Origin of the sequence: Streptomyces sp. NPDC005820, assembly GCF_040630255.1 — a bacterium.
GTDB lineage: Bacteria > Actinomycetota > Actinomycetes > Streptomycetales > Streptomycetaceae > Streptomyces.
The window spans coordinates 176,575-196,053 of sequence record NZ_JBEXXE010000017.1; the positions used below are offsets into that span (position 1 = coordinate 176,575).

19 protein-coding genes are annotated in these 19,479 nt (G+C 72.8%); 13 read left to right on the forward strand and 6 right to left on the reverse strand.

Annotated elements, in window-relative coordinates; translation table 11 throughout:
* Positions 1–2 precede the first annotated feature (2 nt).
* Positions 3–800 carry an NAD(P)-binding domain-containing protein gene (locus ABZ464_RS22435; RefSeq protein ID WP_359279392.1) on the forward strand — a complete coding sequence of 266 codons (798 nt, stop codon included), beginning with the start codon at positions 3–5 and terminating at the stop codon, positions 798–800.
* A gap of 65 nt (positions 801–865) precedes the next feature.
* Complete coding sequence (locus ABZ464_RS22440) at positions 866–1,489, forward strand: TetR/AcrR family transcriptional regulator (protein ID WP_359279393.1); 624 nt, start codon at positions 866–868, stop codon at positions 1,487–1,489.
* On the opposite strand, the gene ABZ464_RS22445 is transcribed toward ABZ464_RS22440, so the two are convergent.
* The 3 genes from ABZ464_RS22445 to ABZ464_RS22455 are packed head-to-tail and all read right to left on the reverse strand — an operon-like array spanning position 1,375 to position 4,123.
* Positions 1,375–2,316: an NAD(P)-dependent oxidoreductase gene (locus ABZ464_RS22445; RefSeq protein WP_359279394.1), complete on the reverse strand. Its 942-nt coding sequence runs from the start codon at positions 2,314–2,316 to the stop codon at positions 1,375–1,377. The two genes, ABZ464_RS22440 and ABZ464_RS22445, sit on opposite strands and share 115 nt — an antisense overlap.
* Positions 2,313–2,693 carry a carboxymuconolactone decarboxylase family protein gene (locus tag ABZ464_RS22450; RefSeq protein WP_359279395.1) on the reverse strand — a complete coding sequence of 127 codons (381 nt, stop codon included), beginning with the start codon at positions 2,691–2,693 and terminating at the stop codon, positions 2,313–2,315. The genes ABZ464_RS22445 and ABZ464_RS22450 overlap by 4 nt, the downstream gene beginning before the upstream one ends.
* Positions 2,694–2,707: 14 nt before the next feature.
* Positions 2,708–4,123 (reverse strand): aldehyde dehydrogenase family protein, encoded by a 1,416-nt coding sequence (locus ABZ464_RS22455; protein ID WP_359279396.1) that lies wholly within the window; start codon positions 4,121–4,123, stop codon positions 2,708–2,710.
* A gap of 128 nt (positions 4,124–4,251) precedes the next feature.
* Here ABZ464_RS22455 and ABZ464_RS22460 point away from each other — a divergent pair, with 128 nt between their 5' ends.
* Genes ABZ464_RS22460 through ABZ464_RS22475 form a run of 4 tightly spaced genes read left to right on the forward strand, consistent with a single transcriptional unit; the run spans position 4,252 to position 8,706 of the window.
* Entirely contained in the window at positions 4,252–5,511 is a 1,260-nt protein-coding gene (locus tag ABZ464_RS22460) for an aromatic ring-hydroxylating dioxygenase subunit alpha (RefSeq protein ID WP_359279397.1), read from the forward strand.
* A 14-nt stretch (positions 5,512–5,525) separates the two neighbouring features.
* Positions 5,526–5,855: a hypothetical protein gene (locus ABZ464_RS22465; protein ID WP_359279398.1), complete on the forward strand. Its 330-nt coding sequence runs from the start codon at positions 5,526–5,528 to the stop codon at positions 5,853–5,855.
* Positions 5,855–7,102 carry an amidohydrolase family protein gene (locus ABZ464_RS22470; protein ID WP_359279399.1) on the forward strand — a complete coding sequence of 416 codons (1,248 nt, stop codon included), beginning with the start codon at positions 5,855–5,857 and terminating at the stop codon, positions 7,100–7,102. The genes ABZ464_RS22465 and ABZ464_RS22470 overlap by 1 nt, the downstream gene beginning before the upstream one ends.
* 11 nt (positions 7,103–7,113) lie before the next feature.
* Positions 7,114–8,706 (forward strand): GMC family oxidoreductase N-terminal domain-containing protein, encoded by a 1,593-nt coding sequence (locus ABZ464_RS22475; RefSeq protein ID WP_359279400.1) that lies wholly within the window; start codon positions 7,114–7,116, stop codon positions 8,704–8,706.
* Here the strand turns inward: ABZ464_RS22475 and ABZ464_RS22480 are convergent.
* The 3 genes from ABZ464_RS22480 to ABZ464_RS22490 are packed head-to-tail and all read right to left on the reverse strand — an operon-like array spanning position 8,693 to position 11,127.
* Positions 8,693–9,421, reverse strand: coding sequence for an alpha/beta hydrolase fold domain-containing protein (locus tag ABZ464_RS22480; protein ID WP_359279401.1), 729 nt, complete (start codon positions 9,419–9,421; stop codon positions 8,693–8,695). The two genes, ABZ464_RS22475 and ABZ464_RS22480, sit on opposite strands and share 14 nt — an antisense overlap.
* Positions 9,411–10,130, reverse strand: coding sequence for an enoyl-CoA hydratase/isomerase family protein (locus ABZ464_RS22485; RefSeq protein ID WP_359279402.1), 720 nt, complete (start codon positions 10,128–10,130; stop codon positions 9,411–9,413). The genes ABZ464_RS22480 and ABZ464_RS22485 overlap by 11 nt, the downstream gene beginning before the upstream one ends.
* Before the next feature lies 1 nt (position 10,131).
* The gene (locus ABZ464_RS22490; protein WP_359279403.1) at positions 10,132–11,127 is read right to left on the reverse strand and encodes a ferredoxin--NADP reductase; all 996 of its coding nucleotides are present in this window, start codon (positions 11,125–11,127) and stop codon (positions 10,132–10,134) included.
* Between the two features lie 67 nt (positions 11,128–11,194).
* Here ABZ464_RS22490 and ABZ464_RS22495 point away from each other — a divergent pair, with 67 nt between their 5' ends.
* The 7 genes from ABZ464_RS22495 to ABZ464_RS22525 are packed head-to-tail and all read left to right on the forward strand — an operon-like array spanning position 11,195 to position 19,389.
* Positions 11,195–12,757 (forward strand): AMP-binding protein, encoded by a 1,563-nt coding sequence (locus ABZ464_RS22495; protein ID WP_359279404.1) that lies wholly within the window; start codon positions 11,195–11,197, stop codon positions 12,755–12,757.
* 37 nt (positions 12,758–12,794) lie between these two features.
* A complete protein-coding gene (locus tag ABZ464_RS22500; protein ID WP_359279405.1) occupies positions 12,795–13,973 on the forward strand; it encodes an amidohydrolase family protein in 1,179 nt (392 codons plus the stop codon).
* Entirely contained in the window at positions 13,970–15,412 is a 1,443-nt protein-coding gene (locus ABZ464_RS22505) for a FadD3 family acyl-CoA ligase (protein ID WP_359279406.1), read from the forward strand. The genes ABZ464_RS22500 and ABZ464_RS22505 overlap by 4 nt, the downstream gene beginning before the upstream one ends.
* Complete coding sequence (locus ABZ464_RS22510) at positions 15,409–16,986, forward strand: methylmalonyl-CoA mutase family protein (RefSeq protein WP_359279407.1); 1,578 nt, start codon at positions 15,409–15,411, stop codon at positions 16,984–16,986. The genes ABZ464_RS22505 and ABZ464_RS22510 overlap by 4 nt, the downstream gene beginning before the upstream one ends.
* Positions 16,986–17,408 carry a cobalamin B12-binding domain-containing protein gene (locus ABZ464_RS22515; RefSeq protein WP_359279408.1) on the forward strand — a complete coding sequence of 141 codons (423 nt, stop codon included), beginning with the start codon at positions 16,986–16,988 and terminating at the stop codon, positions 17,406–17,408. The genes ABZ464_RS22510 and ABZ464_RS22515 overlap by 1 nt, the downstream gene beginning before the upstream one ends.
* Entirely contained in the window at positions 17,393–18,349 is a 957-nt protein-coding gene (locus ABZ464_RS22520) for a TIGR03564 family F420-dependent LLM class oxidoreductase (RefSeq protein ID WP_359279409.1), read from the forward strand. The genes ABZ464_RS22515 and ABZ464_RS22520 overlap by 16 nt, the downstream gene beginning before the upstream one ends.
* Complete coding sequence (locus ABZ464_RS22525; RefSeq protein ID WP_359279410.1) at positions 18,346–19,389, forward strand: CoA transferase; 1,044 nt, start codon at positions 18,346–18,348, stop codon at positions 19,387–19,389. The genes ABZ464_RS22520 and ABZ464_RS22525 overlap by 4 nt, the downstream gene beginning before the upstream one ends.
* Positions 19,390–19,479: the final 90 nt, after the last annotated feature.

The following is a 19,479-nucleotide window of genomic DNA, read 5'->3' on the forward strand; positions in this document are numbered from 1 at the left end:
GGATGCGCGTCGGCTTCATCGGCCTGGGCAGCCAGGGCGCCCCCATGGCCCGCAGGATCGTCGAGGCGGGCTTCGAGACCACCCTGTGGGCCAGACGCCCCGAGACCCTCGCCCCCTTCGACGGCACCCCGGCCCGGACGGCCGGCTCGGCCGCCGCGCTCGGTGCCGCCGCCGACCTGGTGTGTCTGTGCGTGGTCGACGACGATGACGTGCGCGGTGTGGGCGAGCAGGTCCTCGCGGGGCTGCGCCCCGGCGGCTGCCTCGTCGTGCACTCCACCGTCCACCCGGACACCTGCCGCCGGCTCGCCGAGCGGGCCGCGGCCCGGCAGGTCGCCGTCCTCGACGCCCCGGTGAGCGGCGGCGGCCGGGCCGCCGAGCGGGGCACCCTGCTCGTCATGGTGGGCGGCGAGGAGACGGCGTACGACACCTGCCGCCCGGTTCTCGCGACCTACGGCGACCCCGTCGTCCACCTCGGGCCCACCGGCTCCGGGCAGATCGCCAAACTCCTCAACAACCTGTTGTTCACAGCGCAGTTGGGCCTGGCCGCGGACACCCTCGCGCTCGGTGACCGGCTCGGCCTGGACCGGGACGGCCTGGGGCGGATGCTCGCGCGCGGCAGCTCCGCGAGTTTCGCGCTGGAGCGGGTCGTCGACGCGGGCGGCACCCTGGACCGGATCGCCGCCCACGCCGGCGGGCTGCTCGCCAAGGACGTACGGCTGCTCACCGAGGTCGCCGGCCCGGACGCCCCGGGAGCCGCCCGGGACGCGGCCCGCGCCGCCCTCTCCGCGATGGGTCTGTGAGGAACATCCCGGAATCGGTAGGGTGAGCGAGCACCCGTCCAACGGCGGAAAGGGGCGGCTCCGTGGTGTGCGCACGGCGTGAGGAGATCCTGGAGGCGGCGCTGGAGGTGCTGGCCGACCGAGGGTTCAAGGGCACCTCGATCGACGCCGTCGCCGAGCGCGCCGGGCTCACCCGGCAGGGCGTCCTGCACTACTTCCCCAGCAAGAAGAAGCTGCTGCTCGAAGTGCTGGAGCTGCGCAACCGGCTCGCCCGGGAGAACCTGGCCGACCGCGAGGTGGGCGAGGACTGGGCCGGCGACTTCGCCGAGGCCGTCGCCTTCGAACAGCACCACCCGTCCCTCGCCCGGATGCACAGCGTGGTCATGGCCGAGGCGGCGACCGGCCAGGAACCGGCCCTCGGCTATGTCCGCGACCGCTGCCGCACCGTCCAGGACCATCTCGCCGAGCATCTCGCCGCCCGGTACGGGGACCGGCTGCCCAGCGGCCTGGACACCCGTACCGGCGCCACCGCGCTGTTCGCCCTGGTCGAGGGTATCCACCAGCTGTGGCTCGCCGACCAGGACGGCGACGGGCGCTACCCGGAGGTCGTGCGCGAGGTGCTGTCCGTGCTGCTGGGCTCCGGCGAAGGGGCGCCGGTCCCGGCGGCCTCCTCCGCCGCCGACGCGGCGATGCCCGCGGTGAAGGGATAGATCCGGGTGAAGTCCGCCCCCGGCTGGGCCGCCGCGAACGCCCCCCACACCGCTTCGGTCACTCCCGCCACCGCCGCCGCCGCGCCGCCCAGCCCGGCGGCCTCGCGCAGATAGAGCCGTACGTCCTTCGCCATCAGCGTGTTGCTGAACCCCGAGGCGTACCGGCCGGTCAGCACCTCGTCCGGGAACTTGTCGGCGGTGGCCCCGCTGCGGCCGCTGGAGGCGTCGAGGACCTCCACCATCACCGCGGGGTCCAGCCCCGCCGCCGTACCGAAGGCGACGGCCTCACTGGTGGCGGCCAGCGCGGTGGCCGACAGGAAGTTGTTGGCGAGCTTCAGCGCCTGCGCCTGCCCGGGCCGGTCGCCCACCCGGCGCCGGCGGTCGCTGAGCCCCGCCAGCACCGGCTCGACCCGCGCGCAGTGGTCGTCCGCGCCGGCGTACATCACCATCAGGGTCCGTCTGCGGGCCCCGGCCGCGCCGCCCGACACCGGCGCGTCCACATAGGCGAGCCCCATCGAGGCCAGCCTGCGCGCCGCCGACACCCCGACCGTGGAGGTGTCCACGACATGGGTGACCCGCCGGTCGCGGACGCCCACGAGATCCCGCACCACCTCCTCGCACACCGTCCCGTCGGGCAGGCTCAGCACGGCGATGTCGGCATCCCGGGCCACGTCCGCCGGCCCCGGCGCCCAGCGGGCCCCGAGCGGGGTGCGGTCCGGTCCCGCGGCGTCGTACGCGACGACCTCGAATCCGGCCCGCACCAGATTGACGGCCAGCGCGCCGCCCATGTTCCCGAGCCCGACGAAACCCACGACCGGCGCCTTCACGCCTCCTCCCGCGCGATACGCACCTCACGGATGACCGAGCGGGCCGCGTTCCCCGCCGGGGCGCCGCAGTACGCGGTGATCTGGTACAGCAGCTCGTTCACCTCGTCGTCCGTCACGCCCGCGTTCGTCGAGGCCCGCAGATGGATCCGGAACTCGTCCATCCGGCCGTTCGCCGCCGTCATCGCCAGCACCAGCAGGCTGCGGTCACGGTTGCTGAGCGGGCCGCCGCGGGCCCACACACCCCAGGCCATCGCGGTGAGGTAGTCCTGGTAGTCGGGCGGCACCGGGTCCCCGGGCGGGGCCGTCCGGCTGCCGTCGTCGCCGATGACCTCCGCGCGCACCGCCCGTGCGGCCCGCTGCCAGTCGCCGTCGTACATCCACTGCCTCCTCGCTAGAGCTGTGCGCTGACGGTCTTGAGCTGGGCGTACTCGTGCAGGGCGGCCAGACCCTTCTCCCGCCCGTAACCGCTGTCCTTGTAGCCGCCGAACGGGGTCTCGATGGTCAACGGGCCGCCGTTGACGGCCACTTGACCGGCGTCGATACGCTCGGCCAGTCGCAGTCCGCGGGCCAGGTCGCCGCTCCAGACGGCGGCCACCAGCCCGTAGTCGGTGTCGTTGGCGAGCCGCAGGGCCTCGGCCTCGTCCCGGAAGGGCAGGGTCACCAGCACCGGCCCGAACACCTCCTCGCGGGCGATCCGGGCGCCCGGATCGACGCGGGCGTACACGGTGGGCCGTACATAGAGCCCGCGCGCCGCCGGACCCTCGGTGTACGGCCCGCCGCCGGTCGCCGCCCCCGGGGTCCCGGCGAGCAGGCCGAGCACCTTCTCGTACTGCGCCTCGGTGATCAACGGACCGAAGTCCACCCCGGGCCGGAGCCTCTCCACGGCCGTGACCACCCGCCGCACCACCTCGTCGTGGACGGACTCCTCCACCAGCAGCCGGGTGGTCGCCGAGCAGACCTGCCCGGAGTTGGCGGCGAGCGCCGTCACGGCCGCCGCCACCGCCCCCTCCAGATCCGCGTCCGCGAACACCAGCAGCGGTGACTTGCCGCCCAGTTCGAGGGTGAGGGGGATCAGCCGCCCGGCGGCGACCCCGGCCAGCCGCCGCCCGGTGGCCACCGACCCGGTGAAGGCGAGCCGCCGTACCCCCGGGTGCGCGGCGAGCGCGGCCCCCGCCTCGGGACCGGTGCCGGTGACCACGTTCAGGACCCCGTCCGGCAGCCCGGCGCGGGACGCGAGCCGGGCCAGGTGCAGGGTGGAGACGGAGGTGAACTCCGAGGGCTTGGCCACCACCGCGTTGCCCGTCGCCAGTGCCGGGGCGAGCGCCCGGCAGGCCTGGTTGAGGGGCAGGTTCCAGGGGGTGATCACCCCGACGACGCCGTACGGCTCGTAGCGGGTGTACGTGTGCACGCCCGCCCCCTGCTCGATCACCCGCCCCTGCCCGGCGGCCCGGACGACGCCGGCGTAGTAGCGGAAGTACTGCGCCGACAGGTCGGCCTCCAGCCGCAGTTGCGCCGGGACCTTGCCGGTGCACTCCCGCTCCAGCCGCATCAGCGTCCCGGCGTCCTCCTCCATGGCGTCGGCGATCCGGTGCAGCACGGCCGAGCGCCGGGCGGGGGAGAGGGCGGCCCAGTCGTGCCGGGCCCGTTCGGCCGCCGCCACCGCCCGGTCCACGTCGGCGGCCGTGCCCGCGGCGATCCCGTCGCCGCGTTCGCGGGTGGCCGGGTCGAGCGTCGCCAGCCAGGTCCCGCCGTCCGGCGGTGCGTCCCGGCCGTCGATCCAGTGCTGGTGGCGCGTGGCAGCGGTCACGTGCGTCCTCCCGGGCCGGGCGTCTTGGGGCGTCTTGAGAACTCTGTCGACGATAAGCGGAAACGGTATTCTCCTCAAGAGAGATCGCTGTTATCTTGGCGGGGTCAACCGACCGGAGGTTCCGTTCCATGGCGCACTTCCCGAAGCCCTCCGAGGGCAGTTGGACCGAGCACTTCGAGATCGACACCGAGCCGGTCTCGTACGCGGACTCGGTCTCACCCGAGTTCTACGAACGCGAACGAGACGCGATCTTCCGCCGGACCTGGCTGAACGTCGGCCGCGTCGAGCAACTCCCCCGCAAGGGGAGCTACTTCACCAAGGAGCTGGACGCGGCCCGGGCCTCCGTCGTCGTCGTGCGCGGCACCGACGGCGAGGTGCGCGCCTTCCACAACGTCTGCCGGCACCGCGGCAACAAGCTCGTCTGGGACGACTACCCGCGCGAGGAGACCAAGGGCACCTGCCGCGCCTTCACCTGCAAGTACCACGCCTGGCGCTACGACCTCGAGGGCAAGCTCACCTTCGTCCAGCAGGAGTCGGAGTTCTTCGACCTCGACAAGTCCCGCTACGGACTGCTGCAGGTGCACACCGAGGTCTGGGAGGGGTTCGTCTTCGTCAACCTCGACCCCGACAACACCCAGTCCCTCAAGGACTACCTCGGCAAGTTCGGCGCCGGCATCGAGGGCTACCCGTTCCACAAGCTCACCCAGGTGCACAAGTACCGCGCCGAGATCGGCAGCAACTGGAAGCTGTTCATCGACGCGTTCGCCGAGTTCTACCACGCGCCGATCCTGCACTCCGGCCAGTACGTCGCCGAAGAGGCCGCCAAGATCAAGAAGTACGGCTACGAGGCGCTGTCGTACGACATCGACGGCCCGCACAGCATGGTCTCCTCCTGGGGCGGCATCGCCCCGCCGAAGGAGCGGGCCATGGTCAAGCCGGTCGAACGGGCCCTGCGCAGCGGGCTGTTCGGCGCCTGGGAGGCCCCCGACATCGGCGTGACCACCGAGGAACTCCCGTCGGCGGTCAACCCGACCCGCAGCAAGGTCTGGGGCATGGACTCCTTCGTGTTCTTCCCCAACTTCATGCTGCTGATCTGGCGGCCCAACTGGGTGCTGACCTACCACTACTGGCCGACCTCGTACAACACGCACATCTTCGAGGGCACCGCCTACTTCGTCCCGCCGGAGAACGCCTTCCAGCGCCTCCAGCAGGAGCTCGCGGTGGTGTCGTTCAAGGAGTACGGCCTGCAGGACGGCAACACGCTGGAGGCCACCCAGACCATGCTGGAGTCGCGCACACTGGACGGCTTCCCGCTGTGCGACCAGGAGGTTCTGCTGCGCCATCTGCACTCCACGGCACGCAGGTTCGTCGACGAGTACGCGAAGTGAGGGAGATCCCGGACATGGCCAACGTCTTTCCCGCCGAGTTCGCCGACCTGGAACCCTTCGCCGACTGGGCGATCCACGGCGAGAAGCTCCGCTACGCCAAGCGGATCGCCTCCACCATGGAGGAGCTCCAGGCGTTCTACGACGTCGCGTTCCCGCTCCTGGAGAAGGGCACCGCCTATCTGGAGAAGGTGCAGCTCGACGGTATCGGCGACGAGGACAAGCACCTGCTGTGGGCGTTTTGTTCACTGATCACCGTGGCCTTCCCGGTGGAGGCCTGGGGCCAGCCGCGCGTCCCCGACAGCGGCCCGTCGAGCATCGACGCCGTCGTCGAACCGGCCGTGTGATGAAACGGCCCCCGGAGCCACCGGTCCTGCTGCGGGCCGCCCGCCTCCTCGACGTCGACAAGGGCGAACTCGTCGAGCCCGGCGAACTGCTGGTGGTCGGCGAGCGGATCGTCGAGGTGGGCCGACCCGCCCGGCTCCCCGAGGGCACGGTGGTGCGCGACCTCGGGGACGTCACGCTGCTGCCGGGCCTGATGGACATGGAGGTCAACCTCTTCCTCGGGGGCCCCGACCACAGGAGTCCCCTCATCCCGGTCCAGGAGGACCCGGCCGTACGGACCCTGCGCGCGGTCGCCAACGCCCGCCGCACCCTCCACCACGGCTGGACGACCGTACGCAACCTCGGTCTGTTCGTGCAGACCGGGGGCGTGCTCCTGGACGTGGCGCTGAAGAAGGCGATCGACCTCGGCTGGGTCGACGGACCGCGGATCGTGCCCGCCGGACACGCGATCGCGCCGACCGGCGGCCATCTCGACCCCACCATGTTCCAGGCGTTCGCGCCGGGCGTGCTGCCGCTGACCGTCGAGGAGGGCATCGCCGACGGCGTCGCCGAGGTCCGCAAGGCGGTCCGGTACCAGCTCAAGTACGGCGCCCGGGTGATCAAGGTGTGCGCCTCCAACGGCGTCATGTCGCACACCGGACCGGCCGGCGCCCAGCAGTACTCCGACGAGGAACTGCGCGCGATCGTCGACGAGGCGCACCGGGCCGGGGTGAAGGTCGCCGCGCACTGCATGGGCGACTCCGCGATCCGGGCCGCCGTCGAGGCCGGCATCGACTGCGTCGAGCACGGCTTCCTCGCGAGCGACGCCACCCTCGACCTGATGGCCGAACGCGGCACCTTCCTGGTCGCCACGACCTATCTCACCGAGGGCATGGACACCGCCCACGCCGACCCCGAACTCCGGGCCAAGGCCGCCGAGGTCTTCCCGCGCGCCCGCGAGTCCACCGCCCGGGCGATCCGGCGCGGCGTCAAGGTCGCCGTCGGCACCGACGCCCCCGCGATCCCGCACGGCCGGGGCGCCAAGGAACTGCTCGCCCTCGCCGACCGGGGCATGCGGCCGCTCGACGCGCTGCGCGCCGCGACCGTCGTGGCGGCCGAGCTCATCGACGCCGACGACCGCGGACGACTGCGCGAGGGACTCCTCGCGGACGTCGTCGCGGTCCCCGGAGACCCGCTCGCCGACCTGTCGGTCACCGAACGGGTGTGCTTCGTCATGAAGGGCGGGCGGGTGTACCGCGACGACCAGTAGAGGAGAGACAGATGTACGACTACGTCGTCGTCGGCGCCGGATCGGCGGGCTGTGTGCTCGCCGACCGGCTCTCGCGCGACCCCGGGACCCGGGTGCTGCTCGTCGAGGCGGGCGGCACCGGCCGGCACCCGTATCTGCGGATCCCCAAAGGCGTCGGGAAGCTCTTCGGCGACCCCGCCTACTCCTGGCACTACCGCACCCGCCCGCTCCGGGAGGGCGGCAACCCGGAGGTGTGGGTGCGCGGCAAGGTGCTGGGCGGCTCCAGCGCCGTCAACGGCATGGTCTACAACCGGGGGACCCGCACCGACTGGGACGGCCTCGCGGAGCTCGGCAACCCCGGCTGGGGCTGGGACGAGATCCTGCCCGTCTTCCGCGCGCTGGAGGACAACGCGTTCGGCGCCACCGCCACCCGGGGCGCGGACGGCCCCCTGCATGTGTCGGGGGTGCGCGACCCGGATCCCCTGTGCGACGAACTCCTCGCCACCGGCGCCCGGTTCGGCCTGCGGACCGTACCGGACGTCAACGAGGAGGACGGCGAGCGCATCGGGTACGCGATGGCCACCATCAAGGCCGGACAGCGCTTCAGCGCCGCCCGCGCCTTCCTCGGTCCGGCCCGCTCCCGCCCCAACCTGACCGTCGCCCACCGCACGACCGCCCTGCGCGTCCTGTTCGACGGCGACAAGGCGGTCGGCGTACGGGTCCGCACCGCCGAGGGGCACGAGGAGGACGTCCGGGCCCGCCGCGAGGTCGTGCTCTCCCTGGGCAGCCTCGGCACGCCCCGGCTGCTCCAGCTCTCGGGCATCGGCCCCGCCGAGACGCTCCGCCGGGCCGGCGTCGAGGTCCGCCTCGACCGGCCGCACGTCGGCGCCCGGCTGCGCGAACACCGCTGTCTGGCCCTGCGGTTCCGGCTGAACGCCCCGCTCGGCGTGAACCGCCTCCTCGCCACGCCGGCCGCCCAGGCCCGCACCGGCGCCGGATACCTGCTCACCCGCAAGGGCCCGCTCGCCCGGCCCGCCTACGACGTGATCGGCTTCCTGAAGACCCGCCCCGAGTCGGCCCGCCCGGACGCCGAGATCCTCCTCGCCCCCTGGTCGCTGGCTGCGCTGGCCCCCGGGAAACCGGCGGCCGTCGAGCGGGAGCCCGGTGTGTCCGCCTGCGCGATGGTGCTCCGCCCCACCTCGGAGGGCTCCCTCGCGATCACCTCCGCGGACCCGGACGCCGGGCTGGACATCGACCCCGGGTACTGGCGGTCGGCGTACGACCGTGAGGTGGGCGCCGATCTGTTCCGGCGGCTGCGGGAGTTCTTCGCCACCGAGCCGATCGCCTCGCGGATCCGGCGGGAGACGTTTCCCGGGCCCGCAGTGGAGAGCGACGAGGAGATCCTCGCCTCGTCGCTGGACGGCGGGTACTGCGGGTTCCACGCGATCGGCACCTGTGCGATGGGCTCCGCCCCGGAGGACGTGACCGACGCGCGGCTGCAGGTGCGGGGCGTCGACAACCTGCGGGTCGTCGACGCGTCCGTACTGCCCGCGATGGTGTCCGGGAATCTCAACGGGCCCGTCATGGCGCTCGCCTGGCGGGCCGCCGAGTTCATCCTGGAGTGACCAGCCGGCTCGCGCACCGCACCCGCAGATACTCCGCCATCGCCCCCGCCTGCCGCAGCCCCAGCGCCGACGCGTCCTCGTACACCCGCAGGTCCACCGCGACCCCCGAGTGCGCCGCCCGGGTCGCGAAGGACAGGGCGTCGTCCAGCAGGACCTCGGTGCCGGCCGCGTGCAGCTGTATCGGGGGCAGGCCGTGCAGATTCCCGTGCAGCGGGCTGAGCAGGGGAGTGGTGCGCGGGGTGTCCCCGGCGTACGCCGCCGCCCGCACCGGGAGCGACTCCGCGTCCACCGTGCGGTCGGCGGCCGCGTTCAGCAGCAGGCTGGGCGCGTCCAGGGTGAGGTCGAGGAGCGGGGAGACGAGCACCGCGCAGGTGGGCGGCGGCGCGCCCTCGTCGCGCAGCCGCAGCAGCAGCCCCGCGGCGAGCGCCCCGCCGAGCCGTTTGCCGGCCACCGCCACCGCGCCGCCCTGGGCCCGGCAGTGCTCCCAGGCGTCGTACACGTCCTGGAGCGCCTGCGGGAACCGGGGCCGGTAGCGGGCGCACAGCACGGCGTACCCGGTGGTGCGGGCCAGTTCACGGGCGGTGGGCAGGGCGTCCTGCGGGGTGCCCGCGAGCCGCGGGTCCCCGTGCAGATACAGCACGGTCTGCTCCACCGGTCCGTCCGGGCGGACCTCCGGCCCGAACGGACCCTCCTCGACGCGGACTTCACTTGCCACGGGACATCACCCTCTCGGCCGCTTCCCAGTGCTCGTCGGCCACCCACAGCCGGGCGAAGGCCGCGGCGGCCTCCTCCGGCGTTCTCGTGCGGGTGGTCAGCTCCTTGATCTCCTTGGCCTGCGCGGTCGCCAGCGCGCGGGCCACCTCCCGCCAGGCGTCGGTGAATCCGGCGCGGGGCAGGACCAGGTCCACCAGACCGAGCCGTTCGGCCTCGGCGGCGTCGAGGATCCGGCCGGTGCCGGCCAGCAGCAGCGCCCGTCCCGGGCCCACCAGCCGGGCCAGCCGCTCGGCTCCGCCCCAGGCCGGCACGATCGCCAGCCGGGACTGGTTGAAGCCGATGCGGACGTCCTCGGCGGCGATCCGGAGGTCGGCGGCGACCGCGACCTCCGCGCCCCCGCCGAACGCGTGCCCGCCGAGGGCGGCGACGACCGGGCCGGGGAAGGCGGCGATGCGGTCGCAGACGGCGCGCATCCGCAGCGCCATCCGCGCGGCCTCCGGCTCGGTGCGCAGCCGGGCGAGTTCCTTCAGGTCCCCGCCGGACACGAACGCCTTGTCGCCGGCCCCGGTCACCGCGAGCGCGAGCGCGCCGTCGGCCGCGTCCAGGGCCTTCTCCAGCTCGGCCATGGTCGTCAGGTCGACGGCGTTGCGGGCGTGCGGCCGGTCGATGGTGACGACGGCGAGGCCGTTCTCGATCTCCAGCTCGACCATGTCAGTCCTCGTACTCCACCGTCAGGTCCGGCGTGGCCGGCTCCGCCTGGCAGGTGAGCACATACCCCTCGGCGACTTCGTCGGCGTCGAGGGCGTTGTTCACCCGCATCTTTGACTCCCCCGCGATGACCTTGGCCATGCAGGTCGCGCAGTCGCCCGACTCACAGGAGAAGGGCGGGGTGAACCCGGCACGGCGGGCGCTCTGGAGCAGGGTCTCGCCGGTCCGCCGTGGCACGGAGCGCCGCTGACCTCGTAGAACGACGGTGACCGTGCCGTCGGCCGGCCGCGCGGGCGGGGCCGCCGTGCCGTTCACCGGGGCGAAGCGTTCGGCGACGATCCGCTCCCGGGGGACCCCCTGCGCGGTGAGCACCTGCTCGACCAGGTCCATGAACGGCTCCGGACCGCAGAGGTAGAAGTCCGCCCACCGCGACGCGCCGTCCGCGAGATCCCGGACCTGCTCGGCCGTGACCAGTCCGTCGCGGTCGTCGAAATGCTGCCGCACGGTGAGCCGCCCGGGACGGCGGTCCGCCAGCGCGTCGAGCTCGGCGCGGAAGATCGCGGACGGTGCGTCGCGGTGGGCGGTCAGCAGCCGTACGGGCCGGGCGGTCGTCGCCAGTGCGCTCTTCACCAGGGAGAACACGGGGGTGATGCCGCTGCCCCCGGCGAACGCGACCAGCGGTCGGTCGCCGACGTCCGGGCGCAGACAGAACGATCCGCTGGGCCGGGTGGCCTCCAGGACGTCCCCGGGGCGCAGCTCGTCGTGCATCCAGCCGGACACCAGCCCGCCCGGCACCCGTTTGACGGTGACGCACAGCTCGCCGTCGGTGTCGGGGGAACTCGACATCGAGTAGCTGCGCAGGGTGCCGCGCAGCCGGAACGTCAGGAACTGCCCCGCCCGGTAGGGAAAGCCGGCGTCGAGGGCGAACGTGCGCACATCCGGCGTCTCGTCGACGATCCGGGTGATCCGCACCGGATGGAAGCCGTGGTCGCGTGCCATGTATGGAAGTTACCTTCTCGTTGTGCGAGAGTGCAATTCTCATGCAGTAGAGGAGGCGATTCCCTTCATGCCGACCTTCCCTTCCGGCGCCCTGCGGCCGGTGCCGCCCGAACTGGCCGCGCGCTACGAGGCCGAGGGGTGGTGGACCCGCGAGACCCTCGGCGACCTGCTGACGAGGGGGCTGGCCGCGGCGGCGGACACCGAGTTCCGGGTCCACTCCGAGGTACGGCCCTGGGCGGGCACGTTCGCGCAGGTGGAGCGGGTGGCCCGGCGGCTGGCCGGCGGACTGGCCGCGCGCGGCGTGGGTCCCGGCGACGTGATCGTCATGCAGCTGCCCAACTGGATGGAGGCGGCCGCCGTCTTCTGGGCCTCCGCCTTCCTCGGCGCGGTCGTCGTCCCGGTGGTCCACTTCTACGGCCTCAAAGAGGTCCGGTACATCGTCGAGGCCACCCGCCCCAGGGCCTTCTTCACCGCCGAACGCTTCGGACGCCTCGTCTTCGACCCCGGGCTGTGCGCCTCGGTGCCGGTGGTGGGGATCGTCGGCCGGGACTTCGACGACCTGCTCGCCGACGAGCCGCTGTCCGGCGCCCTCCCCGTCGACCCGGACGCCCCCGCCCTGATCGCCTTCACCTCCGGCACCACCCGTGACCCCAAGGGCGTGATCCACAGCCACCGCACCCTCGGCTTCGAGACCCGCCAGCTCGCCGCGAGCTACCCGCCCGACCGGGGCCGACAGTTCACCGTCGCGCCCGTCGGCCACTTCATCGGCATGGTCAACGCCTTCCTCATCCCCGTGCTCGACGGCACCCCGGTCCACCTCGGCGACACCTGGAACCCCGCGCAGGCGCTCGCCCTGATGAAGGACGAGGGGCTGACCGTCGGCGGCGGTGCGACGTACTACATGACGAGCCTGCTCGACCACCCCGACTGCACGCCCGAGCACCTCGCCCGGCTGCGGTACGCCGGCCTCGGCGGCGCGTCCGTCGCCTCCGCCGTGACGACCCGGCTGGAGGATCTGGGCATCACGGTGTTCCGGGCCTACGGCTCCACCGAGCATCCCTCGGTGACCTGCACCCCGTACGACGGGCCGGCCGCCAAGCGGCTGTACACCGACGGACTCCCGCTGCCCGGCGTGGAGGTGGGGCTCGACGACGACGGCGAGATCCTCACCCGCGGCCCCGATCTCTGCCTCGGCTACACCGACCCGGCCCTGACCGCCGCCGCCTTCGACCGGGACGGCTGGTACCGGACGGGGGACATCGGGGTCGTCGACGACGAGGGCTGGCTGTCGATCACCGACCGCAAGGCGGACGTCATCATCCGGGGCGGCGAGAACATCAGCGCCCTGGAGGTCGAGGAGGTCCTGCTGGGCCTGGCGGGCGTGGCGGAGGCGGCGGTGGTCGCCGCGCCCGACCCGCGGCTCGGCGAGCGGGCCGCGGCCGTGCTGCGGATGCTGCCCGGCTGGTCGGCGCCGGGCCTCGCCGAGCTGCGGCTGCACTTCCGGCGCTCCGGCATGGCCCGGCAGAAGTGGCCCGAACAGGTGCACACGGTCGACGACTTCCCGCGCACCCCGAGCGGCAAGATCAAGAAGTTCGTGCTCCGGCACAGCATTGCCACTCCACTCAAGTGAGAATACGATTCTCGCCATAGGTGAAGGAGGATCTCTCATGCCCTCTCGTGATCTCGCGTATCCGCTGTTCGACGCGGACAACCACCTCTACGAGACGCAGGAAGCGCTCACCCGGTACCTCCCGAAGGAGTACGACGGGGCGATCGAGTACGTGAACGTCCGCGGCCGCACGAAGATCGCGATCCGCGGGCAGATCAGCGAGTACATCCCGAACCCCACCTTCGACGTGGTCGCCCGCCCGGGCGCCATGGAGGAGTACTTCAAGGTCGGCAACCCGAACGGCAAGACCCGCCGGGAGATCTTCGGCGAGCCCATGCGCTCGGTCCCCGCCTTCCGTGAACCGGCCCCGCGGCTCGCCCTCATGGACGATCTCGGCATCCGGCGCAGCCTGATGTTCCCGACCCTCGCGAGCCTCATCGAGGAGCGGATGAAGGACGACCCGGAGCTGATCCACGCGGTCATCCACGCCCTCAACCAGTGGCTGCACGAGACCTGGGGCTTCGCCTACAAGGACCGTATCTTCACGGTTCCCGTCATCACGCTCCCGATCGTCGAGAAGGCGATCGACGAGCTGAACTGGGTCGTGGAGCGCGGGGCGCGGGCGATCCTGATCCGGCCCGCCCCGGTGCCCGGCTTCGGCGGCACCCGGTCCTTCGCGCTGGAGGAGTTCGACCCGTTCTGGAAGCGGGTGGTGGAGACCGGCGTCCTGGTCGCCTTCCACTCCTCCGACTCGGGCTACGCGAACTACGCCAACGACTGGGAGGGCAACAAGCGCGAGTTCCTGCCCTTCAAGCCCAACGCGTTCCGCCAGGTCAACGAATGGCGGCCGATCGAGGACGCGGTGTCCTCGCTGATCTGCCACGGCGCGCTCTCCCGCTTCCCCGAGCTGAAGGTCGCCGTCATCGAGAACGGCGCCTCCTGGGTGCTGCCGGTCCTGGACCGGCTGGCCGACGTCCACAAGAAGATGCCGCACGAGTTCCGGGAGGACCCGGTCCAGGTCTTCAGGCGGAACATCCACATCAGCCCGTTCTGGGAGGAGGACATGGCCGCCCTCGGCGATCTCATCGGCATCGAGCGCGTCCTGTTCGGCTCCGACTACCCGCACCCCGAGGGCCTGGCCGACCCGGTCACCTACGTCGACCACCTGGTGAAGCTCACCGAGGAGGACAAGGCGAAGGTCATGGGCGGCAATCTGGCCCGGCTGATCGACGGATGAGCCGGGCCGTGCGCTGGCAGAGCATTCCGGAGCTGGTGCGCGACGCCGCCGAGCGGTTCGGCGACGCCGAGGCCGTGGTCGACGGCGACCGGCGGCTGACCTTCGCCGAACTCGCCGACCAGGTCCGCCGCACCGCCGGGGCGTTCGCCTCGGCGGGCGTCGGCCCCGGCGACCGGGTCGCGCTGTGGGCGCCCAACTCGGCCGAGTGGATCGTCGCCGCGTTCGGCCTGCTCACGGCCGGCGGCGTCCTCGTCCCCGTCAACACCCGGTTCCGTGACGAGGAGACGCACGACATCGTCGTCCGCAGCGGCGCCAAGCTGCTGCTGGTGCAGAGCGGCTTCCTGGACCGGGAGTTCACCGGTCCGCCCGGGGTCCCCGTGATCGACCTGGGCGAGGGCGGGTTCCTCGGCTCGGGCGAGCCCCTGGAACACCCGGTCGGCCCCGACGACTTGGCGGACATCATCTTCACCTCCGGTACGACGGGCCGCCCCAAGGGGGTGATGACCACCCACGGCCAGACCCTGCGGCTCTACGAGGAGTGGTGCGACCTCGCACAACTGCGCACCGGCGACCGCTACTTGATCGTCAACCCGTTCTTCCACATCTTCGGCTACAAGGCCGGTCTGGTGGCCTCGATGATCCGGGGCGCGACTGTGCTGCCGCTGGCCGTGTTCGACGTCGACCGGGTGCTGGAGCTGGTGGAGAAGGAGCGGGTGACGGTCCTCCCGGGCCCGCCCACGCTGTACCACTCCCTCCTCCGGGCGGACGGTGGCCGCGACCTGTCCTCCCTGCGCGTCGCGGTCACCGGCTCCGCCGACATCCCGGTCGAGCTGGTCCGCAGGATCACCGCCGAGCTGCCGTTCCGCCACCTGATGACCGGCTACGGCCTCACCGAGGCCGGCACCGTCACCGCCTCCCGCCCCGGCGACCCCTACGAGGCCGTCGCCACCACCGTCGGCCGCCCCTGCGAGGGCTTCGAGATCCGCGTCGCCGACGACGGCGAGGTCCTCGTGCGGGGGTACGGCGTGATGCGGGGCTATCTCGACGACCCCGCCGCCACCGCCGAGGCGATCGACGCCGACGGCTGGCTGCACACCGGCGACCTGGGAGAACTCGACGAGGAGGGCCGCCTGAAGATCGTCGGCCGCAAGAAGGACATGTTCGTCGTCGGCGGCTTCAACGCCTACCCGGCCGAGATCGAGGGCTTCCTCATGCGCCATCCCGCGGTCGCCCAGGCCGCCGTGATCGGCGTGCCCGACGAGCGGCTGGGCCAGGTCGGCAAGGCGTTCGTCGTGGCGCGCGGCGCGGTCACCGAGGCCGAGCTGATCGCCTGGGCGAAGGAGCGCATGGCCGGCTTCAAGGTGCCCCGGCAGGTCGAGTTCCGCACCGGGCTGCCGCTCAACGCCACCGGCAAGGTGATGAAGGACCAGCTGACATGACGTACGACGACACCACGGCCTCCGGGATCCCCCTGAAGCCGGTCTACGGCCCGGACGACCGGCGCGCCGAGCCGCCCGCCCCGGGCGGATTCCCCTTCACCCGGGGCAACTACCCGACCGGCTACCGGGGCCGCACCTGGACCCTGCGCCAGTACTCCGGCTTCGGCACCCCGGAGGAGTCCAACCGCCGCTACCGCTACCTCCTCGACCAGGGCGGCACCGGACTCTCCGTCGCCCTCGACCTGCCCACGCAGTGCGGCTACGACTCCGACGACCCCGAGTACACCGACGAGGTCGGCCGGGTCGGGGTCGCCGTCGACACCCTCGCCGACGCCGAGACCCTCTTCGACGCCATCCCGCTGGACCGCATCAGCACCAGCTTCACCATCAACGGCACGGCGGCGATCCTGCTCGCCCTGTACGTGGCCGCCGCCGAGAAACGCGGCATCCCGCGCGCGAAGCTCACCGGCACCATCCAGAACGACATCCTCAAGGAGTACGCCTCGCGCGGCACCTGGATCTGGCCGCCCGAGCCGTCGCTGCGGCTGATCGCCGACACCATCGAGTTCTGCGCCGCCGAGGTGCCCCGCTTCAACGCGATCTCCGTCGCCGGCGCCCACTTCCGCGACGCGGGCGCCACCGCCGTCCAGGAGATGGCGTTCACGCTCGCCGACGGGGTGACGTACGTCGAGACCGTGCTGGCCCGGGGCCGGATGACCGTCGACGAGTTCGCCCCGCAGATCTCCTTCTTCTTCTACACCCACGGCGAGTTCTTCGAGGAGATCGCCAAGTACCGGGCGGGCAGACGGCGTTGGGCGACCCTCATGCGCGAGCGGTTCGGCGCCAAGACCGACAAGGCGTGCATGTTCCGCTTCGGGTGCGTCGCGGGCGGCGCCTCGCTGTACGCGCCCCAGGCCCGCAACAACACCGTCCGCGTCGCCTACGAGGCGCTCGCCTCCGTCCTCGGCGGGGTGCAGTCGATGTTCACCGCCGCCTGGGACGAGCCGTTCGCGCTGCCCAGCGAGGAGTCCGCCACGCTCGCCCTGCGCACCCAGCAGATCCTCGCCCACGAGACGGGCGTCACCAAGGTCGCCGACCCGCTGGGCGGTTCGTACTTCGTGGAGGCGCTGACGGACGCCACCGAGGAACGCGTCGAGCGGGTCATGGCCGATCTGGAGGCGCACGGCGGGATGGTCCGGTGCATCGAGGACGGCTATCTGCAGGGGCTGATCGCCGACGAGGCGTGGCGGCTGCACCGGGCGGTCGACTCGGGGGAGCGCCCCGTGGTGGGCGTCAACCGGTTCACGGTCGACGAGCCGCCGCCCGACCTCGCCACCTACGAACTGGACGCCGAGGGCCGCGACCGGCAGCTGAAGCGGCTGGCAAGGGTGAAGGCGGAGCGGGACCCGGCCGACGTCCGGGCCCGGCTCACGGAGCTGAGACGCGCCGCCGAAGGAGACACCAACCTGATGCAGCCCCTGATCGACTGCGCCACCTCCTACTGCACGGTGGGGGAGATGGCGGGAGCCCTGCGCGAGGTGTGGGGCGAGTTCCGGCAGCCGGTGGTGTTCTGATGCCCGGCACTCCCGTCAGGGTCCTGGTCGCCAAGCCCGGTCTGGACGGCCACGACCGCGGCGCCAAACTCGTCGCCCGGGGCCTGCGCGACGCCGGTTTCGAGGTCGTCTTCACCGGCATCCGGCGCCGCGTCGACGACATCGCCGCCACCGCCGTACAGGAGGACGTGGCCCTCGTCGGGCTGTCGATCCTGTCCGGTGCGCATCTGGCGCTGACCCGGCGCACCGTCGAGGCGCTGCGGGCGGCCGGCGGGGACGACATCCCCGTCGTCGTCGGCGGGACCATCCCGGCGGGGGACGTCGCGAGGCTGCGCGAGGCCGGAGCGGCCGCCGTGTACCCGACCGGCACCCCGCTCGACGTCATCGTCGCGGACATCCGCGCCCTTACCGACAGGACGGAACCGACATGCGAGTCGGAGTGATGAGCGGCCCCGAGCGGGGCGACGCCGCGCACAAGGCGGCGCGGATGGTCGACGACGCCCGCTGGGCGGAGGAGGCCGGCTTCGACACGGTGTGGGTGCCGCAGGTGCCCACCGACTTCGACGCGCTGACCGCCGTCGCCCTGATGGGACAGGCCACCTCCCGCATCGAACTGGGCACCGCGGTCGTCCCGGTGCACGCCCAGCACCCCGTCGCCCTGGCCCGCCAGGCCCTGTCGGCGCACGCGGCGGCGGGCGGCCGGCTCGCGCTGGGCGTCGGCGCCTCCCACCACTGGATCGTGCGGGACATGCTCGGCGTCCCGTACGAGAAGCCCGCCGCCTACACCCGTGACTACCTCGACGTGCTGGGCGAGGCGGTGAACGGGACGGCCTCGGTGGACGTCGAGAACGAACGCTTCCGGGTCCACAACCCGCTCACGATCGCCCCCGTCGCCGAACTCCCCGTGCTGATGGCCGCGTTGGGACCGGTGATGCTGAGGATCGCGGGGGAGCGCACCCACGGCACGATCCTCTGGATGGCGGACGAGCGGGCGGTCGCCGGCCATGTGGTCCCGACGATCACCAAGGCGGCGGAGTCGGCCGGGCGGCCCGCCCCGCGGATCGTCGCGGGCATCCCGGTCTGCCTGTGCGCGCCCCACGAGGTGGACGCGGCGCGAGAGCGGGCCAACCGCATCCTCGGCGAGGCCGAGATCTCGCCCAACTACCGGCGGCTGCTGGAGTACGGCGACGCCCGGGACGTCGGCGACCTGTGCGCGGCGGGCGACGAGGCGGCCATCGAGGCCCGCTTCCGGCGGTTCGCGGACGCGGGGGTGACGGACCTGTCGGTGCGCCTGCTGCCGATCGGGAACGGCCGGGAGGAACTGGTCGCCTCGAAACTGCGCACCCGGGACGCGGTGGCGGCCCTCGCGGGGGCCTTCCGATGACCGGACCCCTCGCGGGCCTCAGGATCCTGGAGGTCGGCCACATCCTCGCGGGCCCCTACGCCACCATGCTCCTGGCCGACCTGGGCGCGACGGTCACCAAGGTCGAACCGCCCGGCGGGGACCTCTCCCGGCAGGTCTCGGACGCCTACTTCGCGAGCCTCAACCGGGGCAAGCGCTCGGTGCGCGTGGATCTGGCGACGGCGCGGGGCCAGGAGCGGCTGCACGAGCTGGTCCGGGACACCGACGCCCTGCTGGTCAACCTCAAGCCCTCCGCCGTCCGCCGCTTCGGCCTCACCTACGAGGCGCTCGCGCCCTGGAACGAACGGCTGGTGTGCGTGATCCTCACCGGCTGGGGCATGGACGCGGGCGACGAACCCGCCTTCGACTACGTCGTCCAGGCCGCCACCGGCATCGCGGCCCTGACCGGCGCCCCGGACGGCCCGCCGCAGCTCCCCGGCTACTCCTCGGCGGACAACTCCGCCGGTCTCGCCGCGGCCCTCGGCCTGCTGGCGCAGGTGCACTCCGGCCGGGGCGGCCAGCTCGAGGTCTCGCTGCGGGACGTGATGCTGTCCCAGCTCAACTACCATGCCGCCGCCTGGCTGAACGAGGGCCGCGCGCCCCGCCGGCTCGGCGGCGCCCACGCCTACTACGTCCCGGCCCAGCTCTTCCCCACCGCCGACGGCCACCTGGCCCTCTTCATCACCCACGACGGCTTCTGGCGCTCCTTCGCGGCCGAGGCCGGCCTCGACGGCTACCCGACGATGGCCGAGCGCGCGGCGCGCCGCGAGGAGGTCGTCGCCGCCGTCACGAAGGCCCTCGCCGCCGACACGGCGACCGGCTGGGAGGCCCGGCTACGGCCCCTGCGGGTACCCGCGGCGGCCGTGCGCACCCTCCCCGAGGCCCTGGCCGCCGCCCCCGGAGCGGTCGTCGAGGCGGGCGGCCACCGCCTGGTCGCCAGCCCGTTCCGCGTCCCCGGACACGAGCCGTCGTACGGCCCGCCGCCGCGCCTCGGCGAACACGGCGACCTCCTCTCGCCCTAGAAGACTGATGAAGATCTTGGTGAGGGCTGTCCGGCCGTCAGGCTGGACAGCCCTCCACTCATGCACTGGCTGGTGCGATGTGCCAGGTAC

What these genes read in the sequence shown, in the direction of transcription:
- ABZ464_RS22435 (WP_359279392.1), top strand. Translation starts at nt 3, where the DNA reads ATGCGCGTCGGCTTCATCGGCCTGGGCAGCCAGGGCGCCCCCATGGCC.
- ABZ464_RS22450 (WP_359279395.1), bottom strand. Translation starts at nt 2,693, where the DNA reads ATGTACGACGGCGACTGGCAGCGGGCCGCACGGGCGGTGCGCGCGGAG.
- ABZ464_RS22460 (WP_359279397.1), top strand. Translation starts at nt 4,252, where the DNA reads ATGGCGCACTTCCCGAAGCCCTCCGAGGGCAGTTGGACCGAGCACTTC.
- ABZ464_RS22465 (WP_359279398.1), top strand. Translation starts at nt 5,526, where the DNA reads ATGGCCAACGTCTTTCCCGCCGAGTTCGCCGACCTGGAACCCTTCGCC.
- ABZ464_RS22470 (WP_359279399.1), top strand. Translation starts at nt 5,855, where the DNA reads ATGAAACGGCCCCCGGAGCCACCGGTCCTGCTGCGGGCCGCCCGCCTC.
- ABZ464_RS22475 (WP_359279400.1), top strand. Translation starts at nt 7,114, where the DNA reads ATGTACGACTACGTCGTCGTCGGCGCCGGATCGGCGGGCTGTGTGCTC.
- ABZ464_RS22485 (WP_359279402.1), bottom strand. Translation starts at nt 10,130, where the DNA reads ATGGTCGAGCTGGAGATCGAGAACGGCCTCGCCGTCGTCACCATCGAC.
- ABZ464_RS22490 (WP_359279403.1), bottom strand. Translation starts at nt 11,127, where the DNA reads ATGGCACGCGACCACGGCTTCCATCCGGTGCGGATCACCCGGATCGTC.
- ABZ464_RS22495 (WP_359279404.1), top strand. Translation starts at nt 11,195, where the DNA reads ATGCCGACCTTCCCTTCCGGCGCCCTGCGGCCGGTGCCGCCCGAACTG.
- ABZ464_RS22500 (WP_359279405.1), top strand. Translation starts at nt 12,795, where the DNA reads ATGCCCTCTCGTGATCTCGCGTATCCGCTGTTCGACGCGGACAACCAC.
- ABZ464_RS22505 (WP_359279406.1), top strand. Translation starts at nt 13,970, where the DNA reads ATGAGCCGGGCCGTGCGCTGGCAGAGCATTCCGGAGCTGGTGCGCGAC.
- ABZ464_RS22510 (WP_359279407.1), top strand. Translation starts at nt 15,409, where the DNA reads ATGACGTACGACGACACCACGGCCTCCGGGATCCCCCTGAAGCCGGTC.
- ABZ464_RS22515 (WP_359279408.1), top strand. Translation starts at nt 16,986, where the DNA reads ATGCCCGGCACTCCCGTCAGGGTCCTGGTCGCCAAGCCCGGTCTGGAC.
- ABZ464_RS22520 (WP_359279409.1), top strand. Translation starts at nt 17,393, where the DNA reads ATGCGAGTCGGAGTGATGAGCGGCCCCGAGCGGGGCGACGCCGCGCAC.
- ABZ464_RS22525 (WP_359279410.1), top strand. Translation starts at nt 18,346, where the DNA reads ATGACCGGACCCCTCGCGGGCCTCAGGATCCTGGAGGTCGGCCACATC.